This window comes from Variovorax sucrosi, assembly GCF_051216635.1.
In the GTDB taxonomy this organism is placed as follows: Bacteria; Pseudomonadota; Gammaproteobacteria; order Burkholderiales; family Burkholderiaceae_C; genus Variovorax.
The window spans coordinates 255,650-269,817 of sequence record NZ_JBPJZU010000001.1; the positions used below are offsets into that span (position 1 = coordinate 255,650).

Genomic DNA, 14,168 nt, shown 5'->3' on the forward strand with positions numbered 1-14,168 from the left:
CCGGCCACCGGCGACGGCTGCCCCGGCGTCAGATCGGATCGATGAAGCGCAGAACGTCGTCGAGGTGCTGGGTCTCGAAGTCCGACAACGCATGGTCGCCGCCTTCGAGCAGGCGCACCCGGCTGCCCGGGTAGCGGGCCGACATCTCGCGCCAGTCCAGCACCTCGTCGCCCTTGGCGATGATGGCGAAGATGCGCTCGGGCCGGGTGACCGGGCCGACTTCCAGCGTGCGCAGCTCGTCGATGAACGCCGGCTGGAAATAGAAGTGCTGCGCCGGGTCGTGCCAGGCGGTCTGATCGCCGATGTAGCGGGCCAGGTCGCGCGCCGGGTCGACGGCCGGGTTGAGCAGCACCGCCGGGCAGCGCGTCATGGCCGCGACGTAGGTCGCGTAGAAGCCGCCCAGCGACGAGCCGATGACCGCCATGGTGTCGCGTGGCCACTGAGCAATGCCGCGCATGACCATGTCCATCGCTTCGCGCGGCGAGGGTGGCAACTGCGGGCACCACCAGTGCACGCCCGGGTGGCGCTGCGCCACCCGTTCGGCCACCCCGCGCGCCTTCATCGACTGCGGCGACGAGCGGAAGCCGTGCAGGTAGAGGAGATGGGTGGTGGGCATCGTCGGCATGCTAACTGCCACGCTGCCGGCGGCGGGGGCCGCCGGCCGGCGTCGGTACGAAAAAGGCCCCGCCGAGGCGGGGCCGTGACGCTGTCATCGAGCGGGTCACTGCAGCTTGTAGGTACCGATCTTCTTGCTCATCTCGACCTGCCGCGTGTTGCGCGCCCACAGTTCGAACATGTTCAGCGTGGTGCCCTTCGCATACTGGCTCGGCGAGGTCGCGTCGCAATGCGCGTCCGACTGGCTCTGCTTGGAGCAGTAGAGCTTCGCCTTGCGCGCCGTGATCGACACGCCGGTGCTGTCGTTGTAGCGCGCCCCCTGGACGTTGTTCACCGTCGGCGCGCGGCCGTAGGCGGACAGCGAGGTCGGTGCCAGGGCGCCGCTCGGCACCACCCAGCCGGCCAGGTCGCCGTCAGCGCTGAAGTCGATGATGTTCGGCTCGGCCGGGTCGAGCGCCTCGAACACCAGGTTGCCCGAGGGCGACGAAGCCGACTCTTCGATCAATTCGGCGCGCAGTGCCGGCGTCACGTCGACGAAGACGAGCTGCCTGATCTCGGCGATCGACTGGGCACGCGAAAGGGTGCGGTAGCTCTGCACGACGTTCGGCAGCTGGGTGTCGACGTGGAAGAACTCCAGCTTCCAGACGCTCTGGTCCTGCAGGGCGCGGACACCGGCTTCGTCGTACTGCGGCGTGGCGGTGAAGAAGCCTTCCTTGTCGACCGGATTTCCAGCGGTGGCGGCATCGCGGTACGCCGCGGTGAGTCGGTAGATCGGGGTGCTGGTAGGCACACCGTTGTTCTGGATGACGAGGTAGGACAGCCCGCCGCTCGGAACGTACGTCAGTTGTGTTCCCAAGGGGGTGGTCACCAGCACCTTCTGGAAAATCGGGGCGCCATTGCCGTCGACGCGGTTGTCGATGCTGACGTTGTAGCCGGTGGTGTACGAACTGAACGCTGGCGTGTTGATCAATTCCCGGTCCTCCGAGAACGGGCGAACGCTCGCGCTGTAGACATTGCCGTTGCCGACCAGCTTGAGCGTGCCGTTCACGTTGCGAGCGATGAGCGTGTCGTTGTCGACGTTGCCGGTGGGGTCGACCCAACGGTAGCTGATGACCACGTCACCGTTCGTGCGGAGGAACTCGAAGTTGCCGCGCTCCCACTTCAGGCCCGTGGCGCCGCCGCGGAACAGGCTCGCGTAGGCGCCCCGGTTGTTGGCATCCCGGCCGACGGTGTTGCCGTTGCTCGAGAAGGTGGCCGGGTCGTCGCCGAGGAACATGCCCCGGCAGACCGGCGCCACCACGTTGACTGCGGTGCCGGTGACGGCGCCGCTGTCGTTGCCGTTCGTGACGCGCTGCGAGGCGGGCAGGGCGTAGCAGGCGGTCATGCGCTCGAACAGGCCGGCCACCATCGCCGGCGACGGAATCGCCTCGAGCTGGGCCGCAGTGACCGCCGGCAGCGTCGGCACGCTCGTGGCGTCGCTGCGGAAGGCGATGGACAGTGGCGCGGCGTCGGCGCTCGCGGGCTGTGCCTTCACCGTGATCTCGATGTTGGCGGCGGTGCCGTCGGGCCGCACGCTCACCGAGATGGCGTCGAGCAGCTTGTCCTGGCCGGTTCCGTCGGCGATGAAGCTGCCGGCCATCGGGTCGACCGTCAGGTTCAGCGCGGTCAGCAGCGGCTGCAGCGCGGTGATCAGTTCGCTCACCTGTGCCTGGATCGCCGTGACCGTGACGGTCTCGGGCTTCGTGGTGATGGCGCCGGCCAGGCTGGCCGGGTTGCCGTCGGGCGACAGTTGCGAGACAACGATGGTCGTCAGCGGCGTCACGTTGGCGGTGCCGCTGCCGGCGCTGGCCGTGGTGCTGTAGAGGCTCAGTTCGTCGCGGCTGGCCTTGATGACCAGCGGCGCCTTGGTGCCCAGGGGCAGCGTGCAGCCGTAGGCGCCCTTGTCGTCGGTGACGGTCGTGCAGACCGTCGCGCCGGTCTGGTCGGTGACGATGATGGCGGCGCCCGCGAAGGCTGCACCGGTGGCGGCCACGCCGCTCAGGGAGGCCTGAGTCGCGACCGGTGGGGTCGTCGTCGGAGGCGTTGTGCCGGTGCCGGTGCCGGTGCCCGCAGATCCGCCATCTCCTCCTCCGCCGCATGCGGCCAGGGACAGCAACAGCGCGGCTGCCAAACCCGCACGGGTCCTCGTGTTCATCGTCATCTCGATCCTTTGGATTGATTCGTTACAAGGTCGTTACATGCGACCGGGCGCCAGTGTCTTCGGCGAGGCGCTCAAGCACATCCCATGAATCAGGGAGTCACCAAAGATTTCCAACTGTTTCACGGCGTATGCTTCCCGCCCATGCATACCGAGGTATCAACTGGGCCGGGGAAACCGTTCAGGGTGCTGGTCGTGGAGGACGACGTGCGGGCGCGCAGCTTTTTCGAGCAGAGCGTGCGCGCGAGCGACCGCCTCCGCTGGATGGCCGGCCTCGGCACGGTGCGCGAGGCGCTGGCCTGGCTGGCCGCATCGCCCGAGGCGCCGGATGTCCTGCTGGCCGATCTCGGCCTGCCCGACGGCAGCGGGCTCGACGTCATCCGGGCCGCCGTGGCCCGTTTTCCCCAATGCGAGCCGCTCGTCATCTCGGTCTTCGGCGACGAGGACAACGTGCTGGCGAGCATCGAGGCCGGCGCGGTCGGCTACCTGCACAAGGACGCGCCGCCGGAGGACATCGCGCAGACCATCCTCGAGATGAAGGCGGGTGCGTCGCCCATCTCGCCCATGATCGCGCGTCGCGTGCTGGCCAAGTACCGCAGCCTGCATTCCGAGGCCAGCGCCGGTGCGCGCGCCGACGCGCTGGCGGCCGTGCCCCCGCCGGCCGTGCCGAAGGCCGATGCGCCGGCGCTGCTGTCGGGGCGCGAGCAGGAAGTGCTGGGCTTGATCGCCCGCGGCTTCTCCTATGCGGAGATTGCGCGGCTCAAGTCGCTGAGCGTGCACACCGTGCAAACGCACATCAAGAACCTCTACGGGAAGCTGGCGGTGCATTCGAAGAACGAGGCCGTGTTCGAGGCGACGCGGCTCGGGCTGCTGCGCCACCCGGGCTGAGCGGCGGGCCGGATGCGGGCGATGCGGCGATTCGTTCTGCTGGCGTTGGCGGCGCTGTGGGCGGGCCTCGCGGCGGCGGACGACTCCAGCGCCACCCTGCACGCCTTGCGCGAAGGCACGGTGACAAGCACCGTCGACGGCATCACGCGCGAGGCGCCCGTCACGCTGCCCTACCACTGGGATCGCGTGCACAAGGGCCGGCCGGGCGAGGCGCGTTTCACGCTGCCCTTCAGGCTGGCGGCGACGCCGGCCGAGCCCTGGGGCCTGTTCATCCCGCGCGTGGGCAGCACCGTGGAGGTCGCCTTGAACGGCAGCGTGATGGCCACCTACGGTGATCTCGCGCGGCCCAACACGGTCGACTACGCCAAGGCCCCGGTCTACCTGCCGATTCCGGCCCATCTTCTGCTACCGGGTGACAACGTGGTGCAGATCCGGATCCACGCCGATTCGGGCCGCCGCGCCGGGCTGTCGGTGCCCACGCTCGGGCCGTCCGGTCCGGTGCGCGGGGAGCTGTTCGCGTCGGCCTACGCCTGGCGCTTCACCGGCTCGGTGCTGCTGTCGGCCTTCAGCATCGTGGTCGGCACGATCTCCCTGGGGCTGTGGCTCACGCAGGCGGCCGCCGGGGAGACCGGCCGACCGCACCGCGAGTCCCTGTACCTCTGGGCGGCGCTGGCGGAATTCTGCTGGGCGCTGCGGGTGGCCGACGGCGCCATCCGCGAGCCGCCCCTGCCCTGGGTGGCGTGGGGCGTGCTGATGACGGCCTGCTATTCGGGCTGGGCCGGCTCCTGCCTCATGTTCTGTCAGCACCTGGCCGGCTGGCAGGACCGGCCCGGCATGCGCTGGCTGCCGCCCACGGTGGCCGTCGTCTTCACCGTGCCGGTGTTCGCTTGCTACGTCGCCTTGGCGCGGGGCGAGCCGATCTGGCTGACCGGCTGGCTGGCGCTCGAGATCGTCGCGGTGACGGCCTACGTCCTTTTCTTCCTGGGCGCGACGATCCGTCGGCCGACGGCCGCGCGGATGCTGGTGGCGTCGGCCCTCGTGCTCACCCTGGCGGTGGCGGTGCGCGACTGGTTCGTCATCCGCATGAGCGACGCCTACGGCGACACGACCTGGGTGCGCTACACCTCGCTGTTCTTCGGCATGGCGCTGCTGGGCGTCGTGCTGATGCGCTTTCGCGAGGCCACGGCCCAGTCGCGTGAACTGTTGCGCACGCTCGCGGTTCGTGTGGCCGATCGCGAGCGGGAGCTGGCGTCGGCCTACGGCCAGTTGGAGATGGTGGCCCGCGAGCAGGCGCGAACCCAGGAGCGCGAGCGCATCCTGCGCGACATGCACGATGGCGTGGGCTCGCACATCAGCGCGGCGATCCGCCAGATGCAGTCCGGCCAGGCCAACGTGATCGAGGTGCTGCGCACACTGCGTGATTCGATGGACCAGTTGAAGCTGTCGATCGACTCGATCCAGTTGCCCCCGGGCGACGTGCAGGCGCTGCTGGCCGGCCTGCGCTATCGGCTCGAGCCCCGCTTCGCCAGTTCGGGGCTGGCGCTCGAATGGGCGGTGGACGAACTGCCGCTGCTGCCGCGGCTGGACGCCCCGTTGATGCGCCAATTGCAGTTCCTGCTGTTCGAGGCCCTGTCGAACGTGCTGCAACACGCGCAGGCCCGCGTGCTGCGCATCGAGGCGGCGATGGCAGGCACCGCGGTGCGCATCGGCGTGATCGACGACGGCGTCGGCTTCGACGCTGCGCGCCTCCCGCGTGCGCTCGCCCTGCGCGCCGAGGCGATCGGCGCGACCATCGAGGTGCAAAGCCGACCCGGGCGCACGGTCGTCCAGGTCGATCTCGCCTGAGAAAGCGGCGCGGGCGTCGATAATCCGCGCCCATGTCGGCCGTCTTCAATCAACCCTCGTTCGCGCGCCGCATCGCGCCCATCTTCCAGGGCTTCGACGGCTTTCTCGCGTTCGCGGTGTTCCTCTTGGCCTGTGCCGGCCTGCTGACGATGTACTCGTCGGGCTACGACCACGGCTCGCGTTTCATGGACCATGGCCGCAACATGCTGCTGGCCGGCTTCATCATGTTCGTGGTGGCGCAGGTGCCGCCGCAGCGCCTGATGAATTTTGCGGTGCCGCTCTACGCGGTGGGTGTGGCGCTGCTGATCGCCGTGCTGCTCTTCGGCATCACCAAGAAGGGCGCGCGGCGGTGGATCAACGTCGGCATGGTCATCCAGCCGAGCGAAATCCTGAAGATCGCCATGCCGCTGATGCTGGCCTGGTGGTTCCAGCGGCGCGAGGGGCAGCTGCGACCGCTGGATTTCGTGGTGGCGACGGTGCTGCTGGCGGTTCCGGTCGGCCTCATCATCAAGCAGCCCGACCTCGGCACCTCGTTGCTGGTGCTGGCGGCCGGGCTGTCGGTGATCTTTTTTGCCGGCCTCAGCTGGAAGCTGATTCTCCCGCCGGTACTGATCGGCGTGGTCGCGGTCACGCTGATCGTCGGCTTCGAGTCGCAGCTGTGCGCCGACGGCGTCGACTGGCGGGTGCTGCACGACTACCAGAAGCAGCGCGTCTGCACGCTGCTCGACCCGACCAAGGACCCGCTGGGCAAGGGCTTCCACATCATCCAGGGGATGATCGCCATCGGTTCGGGCGGCGTGGGCGGCAAGGGCTTCATGCAGGGCACGCAGACGCACCTGGAATTCATTCCTGAGCGCACCACCGACTTCATCTTCGCCGCGTACTCCGAGGAATTCGGCCTGGCGGGCAACCTGTTCCTGATCAGCGCCTTCGTCTTCCTGATCTTCCGCGGCCTGGCGATCGCCATGGACGCGCCCACGCTGTTCTCGCGCCTGCTGGCCGGTGCCGTGACCATGATCTTCTTCACCTACGCCTTCGTGAACATGGGCATGGTCAGCGGCATCCTGCCGGTGGTGGGCGTGCCGCTGCCCTTCATCAGCTACGGCGGGACGGCGATGGTCACGCTGGGGCTGGCGCTGGGCATCCTGATGTCCATCTCGCGCGCCAAGAAACTGGCGCAGAGCTGAAGCCATTGCCCCCGGCGAGGGGTAGGCGAAGCAGGCACGTCCCCACCGCGCAGCCAGGGGGCGAGCAATAATGCTTTGATGATCTCCCGCGAACCCACCATCGAACGCCTCGCCACGGCGCAGGCGCTGCTGCTCACGCCCTTCGGACTCGACGAGTCCCACCTCGGCAAGGCGCTCGCCGAGATCAAGGCCCACCAGGTCGACGACGCCGACCTCTACTTCCAGTACACGCGCAGCGAAGGCTGGAGCCTGGAAGAGGGCATCGTCAAGACCGGCAGCTTCAGCATCGACCAAGGCGTCGGCGTGCGCGCGGTGAGCGGCGAGAAGACGGCCTTCGCCTATTCCGACGACATCTCCGAGGCGTCGCTGCTCGATGCGGCGCGCACCGTGCGTTCCATTTCATCGGCTGCGCGCAGCGGCCGGGCCAAGGTGCCGACGCGCAAGATTGCTTCCAGTCGCTCGCTTTACAACGGCATCGACCCGATCTCGACGCTCGACAGCACGGCCAAGGTCGAACTGCTCGGCAAGGTCGAGAAACTGGCGCGCTCGCGCGATCCGCGCGTGGCGCAGGTGATGGCCGGCCTGGCCAGCGAATACGACGTGGTGCTGGTGGCGCGGGCCGACGGCACGTTGGCGGCCGATGTGCGTCCGCTGGTGCGCCTGTCGGTGACGGTGATCGCCGAGCAAGTCATTGGCGGCGTGAGCCGCCGCGAGATCGGCTCCGGCGGCGGTGGTGGTCGATTCGGCCTGGCCTATTTCGATGACGAGCACATCGCCGAGTACGTCGATCAGGCCGTGAAGGCCGCGCTGACGAATCTGGAAGCACGTCCTGCGCCGGCCGGCGAAATGACCGTCGTGCTCGGCCCAGGCTGGCCCGGCATCCTGCTGCACGAAGCCATCGGCCACGGGCTCGAGGGCGACTTCAACCGCAAGGGCTCGAGCGCCTTCTCGGGCCGCATCGGCCAACGCGTGGCGGCCAAGGGCGTGACCGTGCTCGACGACGGCACCATCGCCGACCGCCGTGGCTCGCTCAACGTCGACGACGAGGGCAACGCCAGCCAGCGCAACGTGCTGATCGAGGACGGCATCCTCAAGGGCTACATCCAGGATTCGATGAACGCCCGCCTGATGGGCGTGAAGCCCACCGGCAACGGCCGCCGCGAAAGCTACGCCCACGTGCCGATGCCGCGCATGACCAACACCTACATGCTGGGCGGTGACAAGGACCCGAAGGAGATCGTCGCCAGCATCAAGAAGGGCCTCTACGCCACCAACTTCGGCGGCGGCCAGGTCGACATCACGAGCGGCAAGTTCGTCTTCTCTGCGAGCGAGGCCTACTGGGTCGAGAACGGCAAGATCCAGTACCCGGTGAAGGGCGCGACCATCGTCGGCAACGGCCCCGATGCGCTGACCCGTGTGACCATGATCGGCAACGACATGGCGCTCGATTCCGGCGTCGGCACCTGCGGCAAGGAAGGCCAAAGCGTGCCGGTCGGCGTCGGCCAGCCGACGCTGCGCATCGACGGCCTCACGGTCGGCGGCACCGCCTGACGCCCTGGCGCAACGCGCATTTCCCGAAACCCGTGCTACATTCGCGCCCTATGTCGCAACGCGCCGCTTTCTATTTTTCGTACTTTTGGTTCCGGATCTCCGGCGGCCTAGAGGCGAGCGCGTAAGACAAACGTACACCCTCCAAAGACCGCCGGCGCTCACGCCCCGGCGGTTTTTTTATGCCCTTTTGATCCCCGAACCTTAGACCCAGGAGCCGCACGATGACCCATCCCTCCGCACCCACCAGCGACAGCTGGTATGCGCGCGTCGAAAAAACCAGCGAAACCGACGACGAACGCATCAAGGACATCAACGTGCTCCCCCCTCCTGAACATCTGATCCGCTTCTTCCCGATCCGCGGCACCGCGGTGGAAACGCTGATCACCGGCACCCGCCGCAACATCCACAACATCATGGCCGGCACCGACGACCGGCTGCTGGTGGTGATGGGGCCGTGTTCGATCCACGACCCGGCCGCAGCGCTGGAGTACGCCCGCCGCCTCAAGGTGCAGCGCGACAAGTACGCCGACTCGCTGGAGATCGTGATGCGCGTGTACTTCGAGAAGCCGCGCACCACCGTCGGCTGGAAGGGGCTGATCAACGACCCGTACCTGGACGAGAGCTTCCGCATCGACGAAGGCCTGCGCATCGCGCGCCAGCTGCTGATCGACATCAACCGCATCGGCCTGCCGGCCGGCAGCGAGTTCCTGGACGTGATCTCGCCGCAGTACATCGGCGACCTGATCAGCTGGGGCGCGATCGGCGCGCGCACCACCGAAAGCCAGGTGCACCGCGAACTGGCCTCGGGCATCTCGGCGCCGATCGGGTTCAAGAACGGCACCGACGGCAACATCCGCATCGCGACCGATGCCATCCAGGCGGCGGCGCGCGGCCACCATTTTCTGTCGGTCCACAAGAACGGCCAGGTCGCGATCGTGCAGACCAACGGCAACAAGGACTGCCACGTGATCCTGCGCGGCGGCAAGGCGCCGAACTACGACGCCGAGAGCGTGGCGGCGGCCTGCCGCGATCTGGAGGCCGCCAAGCTGCCGCCGACCTTGATGGTCGATTGCAGCCACGCCAACAGTTCCAAGCAACACCAGAAGCAGATCGACGTGGCGCAGGACATCGCGGGTCAGATCGCCGGTGGCAGCCGCAACGTGTTCGGCGTGATGGTCGAAAGCCACCTGAGCGCCGGCGCCCAGAAGTTCACGCCGGGCAAGGACTCGATCGGCGGGCTGGCCTACGGGCAGAGCATCACCGACGCCTGCCTGGGCTGGGACGATTCGACCGCCGTGCTCGACACCCTGTCGCAGGCGGTGAAGCGCCGCCGCGGCTGAGAGTCACGCTCAGTCCCGGGCGCGCAGTGCGGCCAGCAGCTTGTCGTGCACGCCGCCGAAGCCGCCGTTGCTCATGCAGACGATGTGATCGCCCGCGCGCGCCGCGGCCGCGACCTGCGCCACCAGCGGTTCGATGGCGTCGACGACGCGCGCCCGATCGCCCATCGGCGCGAGCGATGCTGTCACGTCCCAGCCCAGGCCGCCGCTGTGGCAGAAGGACAGGTCGGCCGCCTCCAGGCTCCATGGCAGTTGCGCGGCCATGGTGCCCAGCTTCATGGTGTTGCTGCGCGGCTCGAAGACCGCCAGGACGCGGTCGCCGCGCCGGCCCTCGCCGTCCAGCTTGCGGCGCAGGCCGTCGAGCGTGGTGCGGATGGCGGTGGGGTGGTGCGCGAAGTCGTCGTAGACGGTGACCGCGCCGCCGTCGCGTTCGACCGTTCCGCGCAGTTCCATGCGCCGGCGCACGTTGTGAAAGCTGCCGAGTGCGGCGGCCGCCTCGGCCGGCGACACCCCCACGTGGTCGGCGGCGGCGATGGCGGCCAGCGCGTTCATTTGGTTGTGCTCGCCCGAAAGCGTCCAGTCGACGCGGCCGACCGGCTCACCATGGCGAAGCACGTCGAAGGCATCGTGCGCGCCGCGGGCTCGCCATTCCGTGCCCGGGCCGCCTGCGCCGAAGCCGCTCACCTCGCTCCAGCAGCCCTGCGCCAGCACGCGCCGCAGGCTCTCCTCGTTGGCGTTCACGACCACGCGGCCGGTGCCGGGCACGGTCCGCACCAGGTGATGAAACTGCCGTTCGATGGCCGCCAGGTCGTCGAAGATGTCCGCGTGGTCGAACTCGAGGTTGTTGAGGATCGCGGTGCGCGGCCGGTAGTGAACGAACTTGCTGCGCTTGTCGAAGAAGGCGGTGTCGTACTCGTCCGCCTCGATGACGAAAGCGGGCCCCTGGCCCAGCCGCGCCGAGACGCCGAAATCGAGCGGCACGCCGCCCACCAGGAAGCCGGGTGCGCGACCGGCGCGCTCCAGCACCCATGCCAGCATCGACGTGGTGGTCGTCTTGCCGTGCGTGCCCGCCACGGCCAGCACATGCCGGCCCTGCAGCACATGCTCGGCCAGCCACTGCGGGCCGCTGGTGTAGGCGGCGCCGGCATCGAGGATGGCTTCCATCAGCGGGAACTTCGGTCGGCCATCGGCGAGCCGGGCGCGCGACACCACATTGCCGACGACGAACATGTCGGGCGCAAGCGCCATCTGGTCGGCGCCGAAGCCTTCGATCAGGTCGATCCCGAGCGCGCGCAGCTGATCGCTCATGGGCGGGTAGACGCCGGCGTCGCAGCCCGTCACTCGATGGCCGGCTTCGCGTGCGAGCGCTGCGACGCCGCCCATGAACGTGCCGCAGATGCCGAGGATGTGAATGTGCATCGGTCGATTCTAGGGAAGCTCCCCACCATGGCTTCATGGAATGCTGCAGTGCGGGCAGAATGCCCGGATGGACACGTCGAAGCGCGAAATCGCTGCTGCAGCCGCCCGCCTCGTGGTTGAGGAAGGGCTGGAGTACGGGCCGGCCAAGCGCCGCGCCTTGCGCGATCTCGGCCTGTCTGCGCGGACCGCACTGCCGCACAACGACGAGATCGAAGCCGAGATCCGCGAGTACATCGCGCTCTTCTGCGCCGACTCCCAGCCGCAGGAGCTGCGCGCCCTGCGTCAGCTCGCCCTCGAGTGGATGGAGCGCATGGTGGCTTTTCGGCCGCATGTGGGCGGGGCGGTGTGGCACGGCACCGCCACCCGGCTTTCCGACATCTACATCCAGCTCTTCTGCGACGACTGCAAATCGGCAGAAATCGCGCTCATCGACCACCACGTCGACTACGAGCCGCGCATGGTGAGCGGTTTCCATGGCGAGCAGGTCGAGGCGCTCAGCGTGCATGCGATGAGCCGCGTCCTGGGCGAGGAGATCGGGGTGCATCTGCTGGTCTACGACCTCGACGACCTGCGCGGCGCCCTCAAACCGGACTCGCAGGGGCGGACACCGCGCGGCGACCTGGCGGCCCTGCGCCGCCTGATGGAAAAGGATTCGCCGTGACGAGGCCTTCGACGAGCCGTCGGGCCTGGCTGCTTGGCGGCGTGGCCGCGGCGGCTGGTGTGGCTGGCGCAGGGACCGCCTGGTGGCGCCATGCCACAGGCGCCGGCGCGACCCCCGCCGGCGAGCAGCTTCCGTCCATCTTCTGGTCTTCCCGCTTCGAACGCCCGGAGGGGGGGCAACTTGAAATGGCCTCGTTGCGCGGCAAGCCGTTGCTGCTGAATTTTTGGGCCACCTGGTGTCCGCCGTGCGTGGAGGAGCTGCCGATGGTCGACCGCTTCTTCCGCGAACAGGCGGCGAACGGTTGGCAAGTGGTAGGCTTGGCTATCGACCGGCCGGAATCCGTGCGTAAATTTCTCACCCGCACCCCGGTCAGCTTTCCGATCGGCATCACGGGTCTCGATGGCACGGAACTGGTCCGCGAACTGGGAAATACCGGCGGCGGCCTGCCTTTCACGCTGGTTTTGGCTGCAGATGGGAGCGTCGCCGCCCGTAAAATGGGTCAGCTCCTGCCCGCCGATCTGGACACTTGGCGACGCGCAGAAGTTCACAGTTAGAATCTCCTCGATACAACCCGGCACTTGGCGTATGAACGCCGAACTAAGCCGATTTTCAGGTGAGTTCTATCCGAATGACCGGCAACCCCGGCAATGGAGTCCCATGGATCTGCGCAAACTCAAGACACTGATCGACCTGGTGTCTGAATCGAATATTTCCGAACTGGAAATCACCGAAGCCGAAGGCAAGGTCCGCATCGTCAAGGCGGGCGAAGCCGCCCCCGTGCAATACGTCCAATCCGTGGCGGCGCCTGCCGTAGCTGCGCCTGCTGCTTCCGCGGTATCGGCCGCAGCGCCGCCTGCGGCTGCACCGGCCGTCGTCGGTCACACGGTGAAGTCGCCGATGGTCGGAACGTTCTACCGGTCTTCCAGCCCCGGTGCACCGGCCTTCGTCGAGATCGGTGCCCAGGTGAAGGAGGGCGACACCGTCTGCATCATCGAAGCGATGAAGATCCTGAACGAGATCGAAGCCGACAAGTCCGGCACTGTCACCCAGATCCTCGGCGAGAACGGCCAGGCGGTCGAATATGGCCAACCGCTGTTCATCATCGAGTGACCATGTTCAAGAAGATTCTGGTTGCGAACCGCGGCGAGATCGCGCTTCGGATTCAGCGGGCCTGCAGCGAACTCGGCATCAAGGCCGTGATGGTCTATTCGGAAGCCGACCGCGACGCCAAGTACGTCAAGCTGGCGCAGGAGGCGGTGTGCATCGGCCCGGCGCCGTCGTCGCTCAGCTACCTCAACATGCCGGCGATCATCTCGGCGGCCGAAGTAACGGATGCCGAGGCAATCCATCCGGGCTACGGCTTTCTGAGCGAAAACGCGAACTTCGCCGAGCGCGTGGAGCAGAGCGGTTTTCAATTCATCGGCCCGAGCCCTGAATCAATCCGGATCATGGGCGACAAGGTGTCGGCCAAGCAGGCGATGATCAAGGCCGGCGTGCCCTGCGTGCCGGGCTCGGAAGGCGAACTGTCGGACGACGCCGCCACCAACAAGCGTATCGCGCGCGCCATCGGTTACCCGGTCATCATCAAGGCCGCCGGCGGCGGCGGTGGCCGCGGCATGCGCGTGGTGCACACCGAGGCGGCACTGGTCAACGCGATCCAGATGACCAAGGCGGAAGCCGGTGCGGCCTTCAACAACCCGGCCGTGTACATGGAGAAGTTCCTCCAGAACCCGCGCCACATCGAGATCCAGATCCTCGCCGACAAGCACAAGAACGCGGTGTACCTGGGCGAGCGCGACTGCTCCATGCAGAGGCGCCACCAGAAGGTGATCGAGGAATCGCCGGCGCCGGGCATCGCGCGCAAGCTGATCGAGAAGATCGGCGAGCGCTGCGTTGCCGCCTGCAAGAAGATCGGCTACCGCGGTGCGGGCACCTTCGAGTTTCTCTACGAGAACGGCGAGTTCTATTTCATCGAGATGAACACCCGCGTGCAGGTGGAGCACCCGGTGACGGAATTCACCACGGGCATCGACATCGTGAAGACGCAGATCATGGTGGCTGCGGGCGAAAAGCTGCCATTCACGCAGCGCCAGATCGAGATGCGCGGCCATTCGATCGAATGCCGCATCAATGCGGAAGACGCCTACAAGTTCACGCCCTCGCCGGGCCGCATCACGATGTGGCACCCGCCGGGCGGGCCGGGAGTGCGCGTCGATTCGCACGTGTACACCAACTACTTCGTGCCGCCGAACTACGACTCGATGATCGGCAAGATCATCGTGCACGGCGACACGCGCGAGCAGGCGATGGCGCGCATGCGCACGGCGCTCAACGAGACCGTGATCGAAGGCATCCAGACCAACATCCCGCTGCACCGCGAGCTGATGGTCGACGCCAAGTTCATGGCCGGCGGCACCAACATCCACTACCTCGAAGAGTGGCTCGCGGCGCGGGCTCGGTGACACGCC

The 14,168-nt window shown here is 67.7% G+C and carries 12 protein-coding genes; 9 read left to right on the forward strand and 3 right to left on the reverse strand.

From position 1 onward, the window contains the following. Positions 1–28: 28 nt before the first annotated feature. Complete coding sequence (locus tag ACSFBE_RS01160) at positions 29–616, reverse strand: YqiA/YcfP family alpha/beta fold hydrolase (protein WP_435488530.1); 588 nt, start codon at positions 614–616, stop codon at positions 29–31. A gap of 105 nt (positions 617–721) precedes the next feature. Beyond that, on the reverse strand, positions 722–2,809 hold the full coding sequence (locus ACSFBE_RS01165; protein ID WP_435488531.1) for a carboxypeptidase regulatory-like domain-containing protein: 2,088 nt from the start codon (positions 2,807–2,809) through the stop codon (positions 722–724). Positions 2,810–2,956: 147 nt separating this feature from the next. Between ACSFBE_RS01165 and ACSFBE_RS01170 the strand changes: the two genes are divergently transcribed. The 5 genes from ACSFBE_RS01170 (at position 2,957) to ACSFBE_RS01190 (ending at position 9,623) form a co-directional block, all read left to right on the forward strand. After that, complete coding sequence (locus tag ACSFBE_RS01170) at positions 2,957–3,700, forward strand: response regulator (RefSeq protein ID WP_435488532.1); 744 nt, start codon at positions 2,957–2,959, stop codon at positions 3,698–3,700. Between the two features lie 21 nt (positions 3,701–3,721). Beyond that, complete coding sequence (locus tag ACSFBE_RS01175) at positions 3,722–5,545, forward strand: sensor histidine kinase (RefSeq protein WP_435488533.1); 1,824 nt, start codon at positions 3,722–3,724, stop codon at positions 5,543–5,545. Positions 5,546–5,577: 32 nt separating this feature from the next. Next, positions 5,578–6,732 carry a rod shape-determining protein RodA gene (gene rodA, locus ACSFBE_RS01180; protein WP_435488534.1) on the forward strand — a complete coding sequence of 385 codons (1,155 nt, stop codon included), beginning with the start codon at positions 5,578–5,580 and terminating at the stop codon, positions 6,730–6,732. Between the two features lie 78 nt (positions 6,733–6,810). After that, positions 6,811–8,283 carry a metalloprotease TldD gene (tldD, locus tag ACSFBE_RS01185; RefSeq protein ID WP_435488535.1) on the forward strand — a complete coding sequence of 491 codons (1,473 nt, stop codon included), beginning with the start codon at positions 6,811–6,813 and terminating at the stop codon, positions 8,281–8,283. Between the two features lie 221 nt (positions 8,284–8,504). Continuing rightward, positions 8,505–9,623, forward strand: a complete 1,119-nt coding sequence (locus ACSFBE_RS01190) for a 3-deoxy-7-phosphoheptulonate synthase (protein WP_435488536.1) — start codon at positions 8,505–8,507, stop codon at positions 9,621–9,623. A gap of 9 nt (positions 9,624–9,632) precedes the next feature. Here ACSFBE_RS01190 and mpl read toward each other — a convergent pair whose 3' ends face one another. Further along, entirely contained in the window at positions 9,633–11,039 is a 1,407-nt protein-coding gene (gene mpl, locus ACSFBE_RS01195; RefSeq protein ID WP_435488537.1) for a UDP-N-acetylmuramate:L-alanyl-gamma-D-glutamyl-meso-diaminopimelate ligase, read from the reverse strand. A gap of 67 nt (positions 11,040–11,106) precedes the next feature. Between mpl and ACSFBE_RS01200 the strand changes: the two genes are divergently transcribed. The 4 genes from ACSFBE_RS01200 to accC all read left to right on the forward strand — a co-directional run bounded on the left by ACSFBE_RS01200 (position 11,107) and on the right by accC (position 14,162). After that, positions 11,107–11,700 carry a hypothetical protein gene (locus ACSFBE_RS01200; protein WP_435488538.1) on the forward strand — a complete coding sequence of 198 codons (594 nt, stop codon included), beginning with the start codon at positions 11,107–11,109 and terminating at the stop codon, positions 11,698–11,700. Further along, positions 11,697–12,254 (forward strand): TlpA family protein disulfide reductase, encoded by a 558-nt coding sequence (locus ACSFBE_RS01205; RefSeq protein WP_435488539.1) that lies wholly within the window; start codon positions 11,697–11,699, stop codon positions 12,252–12,254. Before ACSFBE_RS01200 ends, ACSFBE_RS01205 begins: the two co-directional genes overlap by 4 nt. Positions 12,255–12,357: 103 nt before the next feature. After that, complete coding sequence (gene accB / locus ACSFBE_RS01210; protein ID WP_435488887.1) at positions 12,358–12,810, forward strand: acetyl-CoA carboxylase biotin carboxyl carrier protein; 453 nt, start codon at positions 12,358–12,360, stop codon at positions 12,808–12,810. 2 nt (positions 12,811–12,812) lie between these two features. Next, a complete protein-coding gene (accC, locus tag ACSFBE_RS01215; RefSeq protein WP_435488540.1) occupies positions 12,813–14,162 on the forward strand; it encodes an acetyl-CoA carboxylase biotin carboxylase subunit in 1,350 nt (449 codons plus the stop codon). Positions 14,163–14,168 lie beyond the last annotated feature (6 nt).

Bases quoted from the DNA above. Each gene is read 5' to 3' on its own strand.
- accB (WP_435488887.1), top strand. From the start codon at position 12,358: ATGGATCTGCGCAAACTCAAGACACTGATCGACCTGGTGTCTGAATCG.
- ACSFBE_RS01170 (WP_435488532.1), top strand. From the start codon at position 2,957: ATGCATACCGAGGTATCAACTGGGCCGGGGAAACCGTTCAGGGTGCTG.
- ACSFBE_RS01200 (WP_435488538.1), top strand. From the start codon at position 11,107: ATGGACACGTCGAAGCGCGAAATCGCTGCTGCAGCCGCCCGCCTCGTG.
- rodA (WP_435488534.1), top strand. From the start codon at position 5,578: ATGTCGGCCGTCTTCAATCAACCCTCGTTCGCGCGCCGCATCGCGCCC.
- ACSFBE_RS01190 (WP_435488536.1), top strand. From the start codon at position 8,505: ATGACCCATCCCTCCGCACCCACCAGCGACAGCTGGTATGCGCGCGTC.
- ACSFBE_RS01175 (WP_435488533.1), top strand. From the start codon at position 3,722: ATGCGGCGATTCGTTCTGCTGGCGTTGGCGGCGCTGTGGGCGGGCCTC.
- mpl (WP_435488537.1), bottom strand. From the start codon at position 11,039: ATGCACATTCACATCCTCGGCATCTGCGGCACGTTCATGGGCGGCGTC.
- tldD (WP_435488535.1), top strand. From the start codon at position 6,811: ATGATCTCCCGCGAACCCACCATCGAACGCCTCGCCACGGCGCAGGCG.
- ACSFBE_RS01160 (WP_435488530.1), bottom strand. From the start codon at position 616: ATGCCCACCACCCATCTCCTCTACCTGCACGGCTTCCGCTCGTCGCCG.
- ACSFBE_RS01165 (WP_435488531.1), bottom strand. From the start codon at position 2,809: ATGAACACGAGGACCCGTGCGGGTTTGGCAGCCGCGCTGTTGCTGTCC.
- accC (WP_435488540.1), top strand. From the start codon at position 12,813: ATGTTCAAGAAGATTCTGGTTGCGAACCGCGGCGAGATCGCGCTTCGG.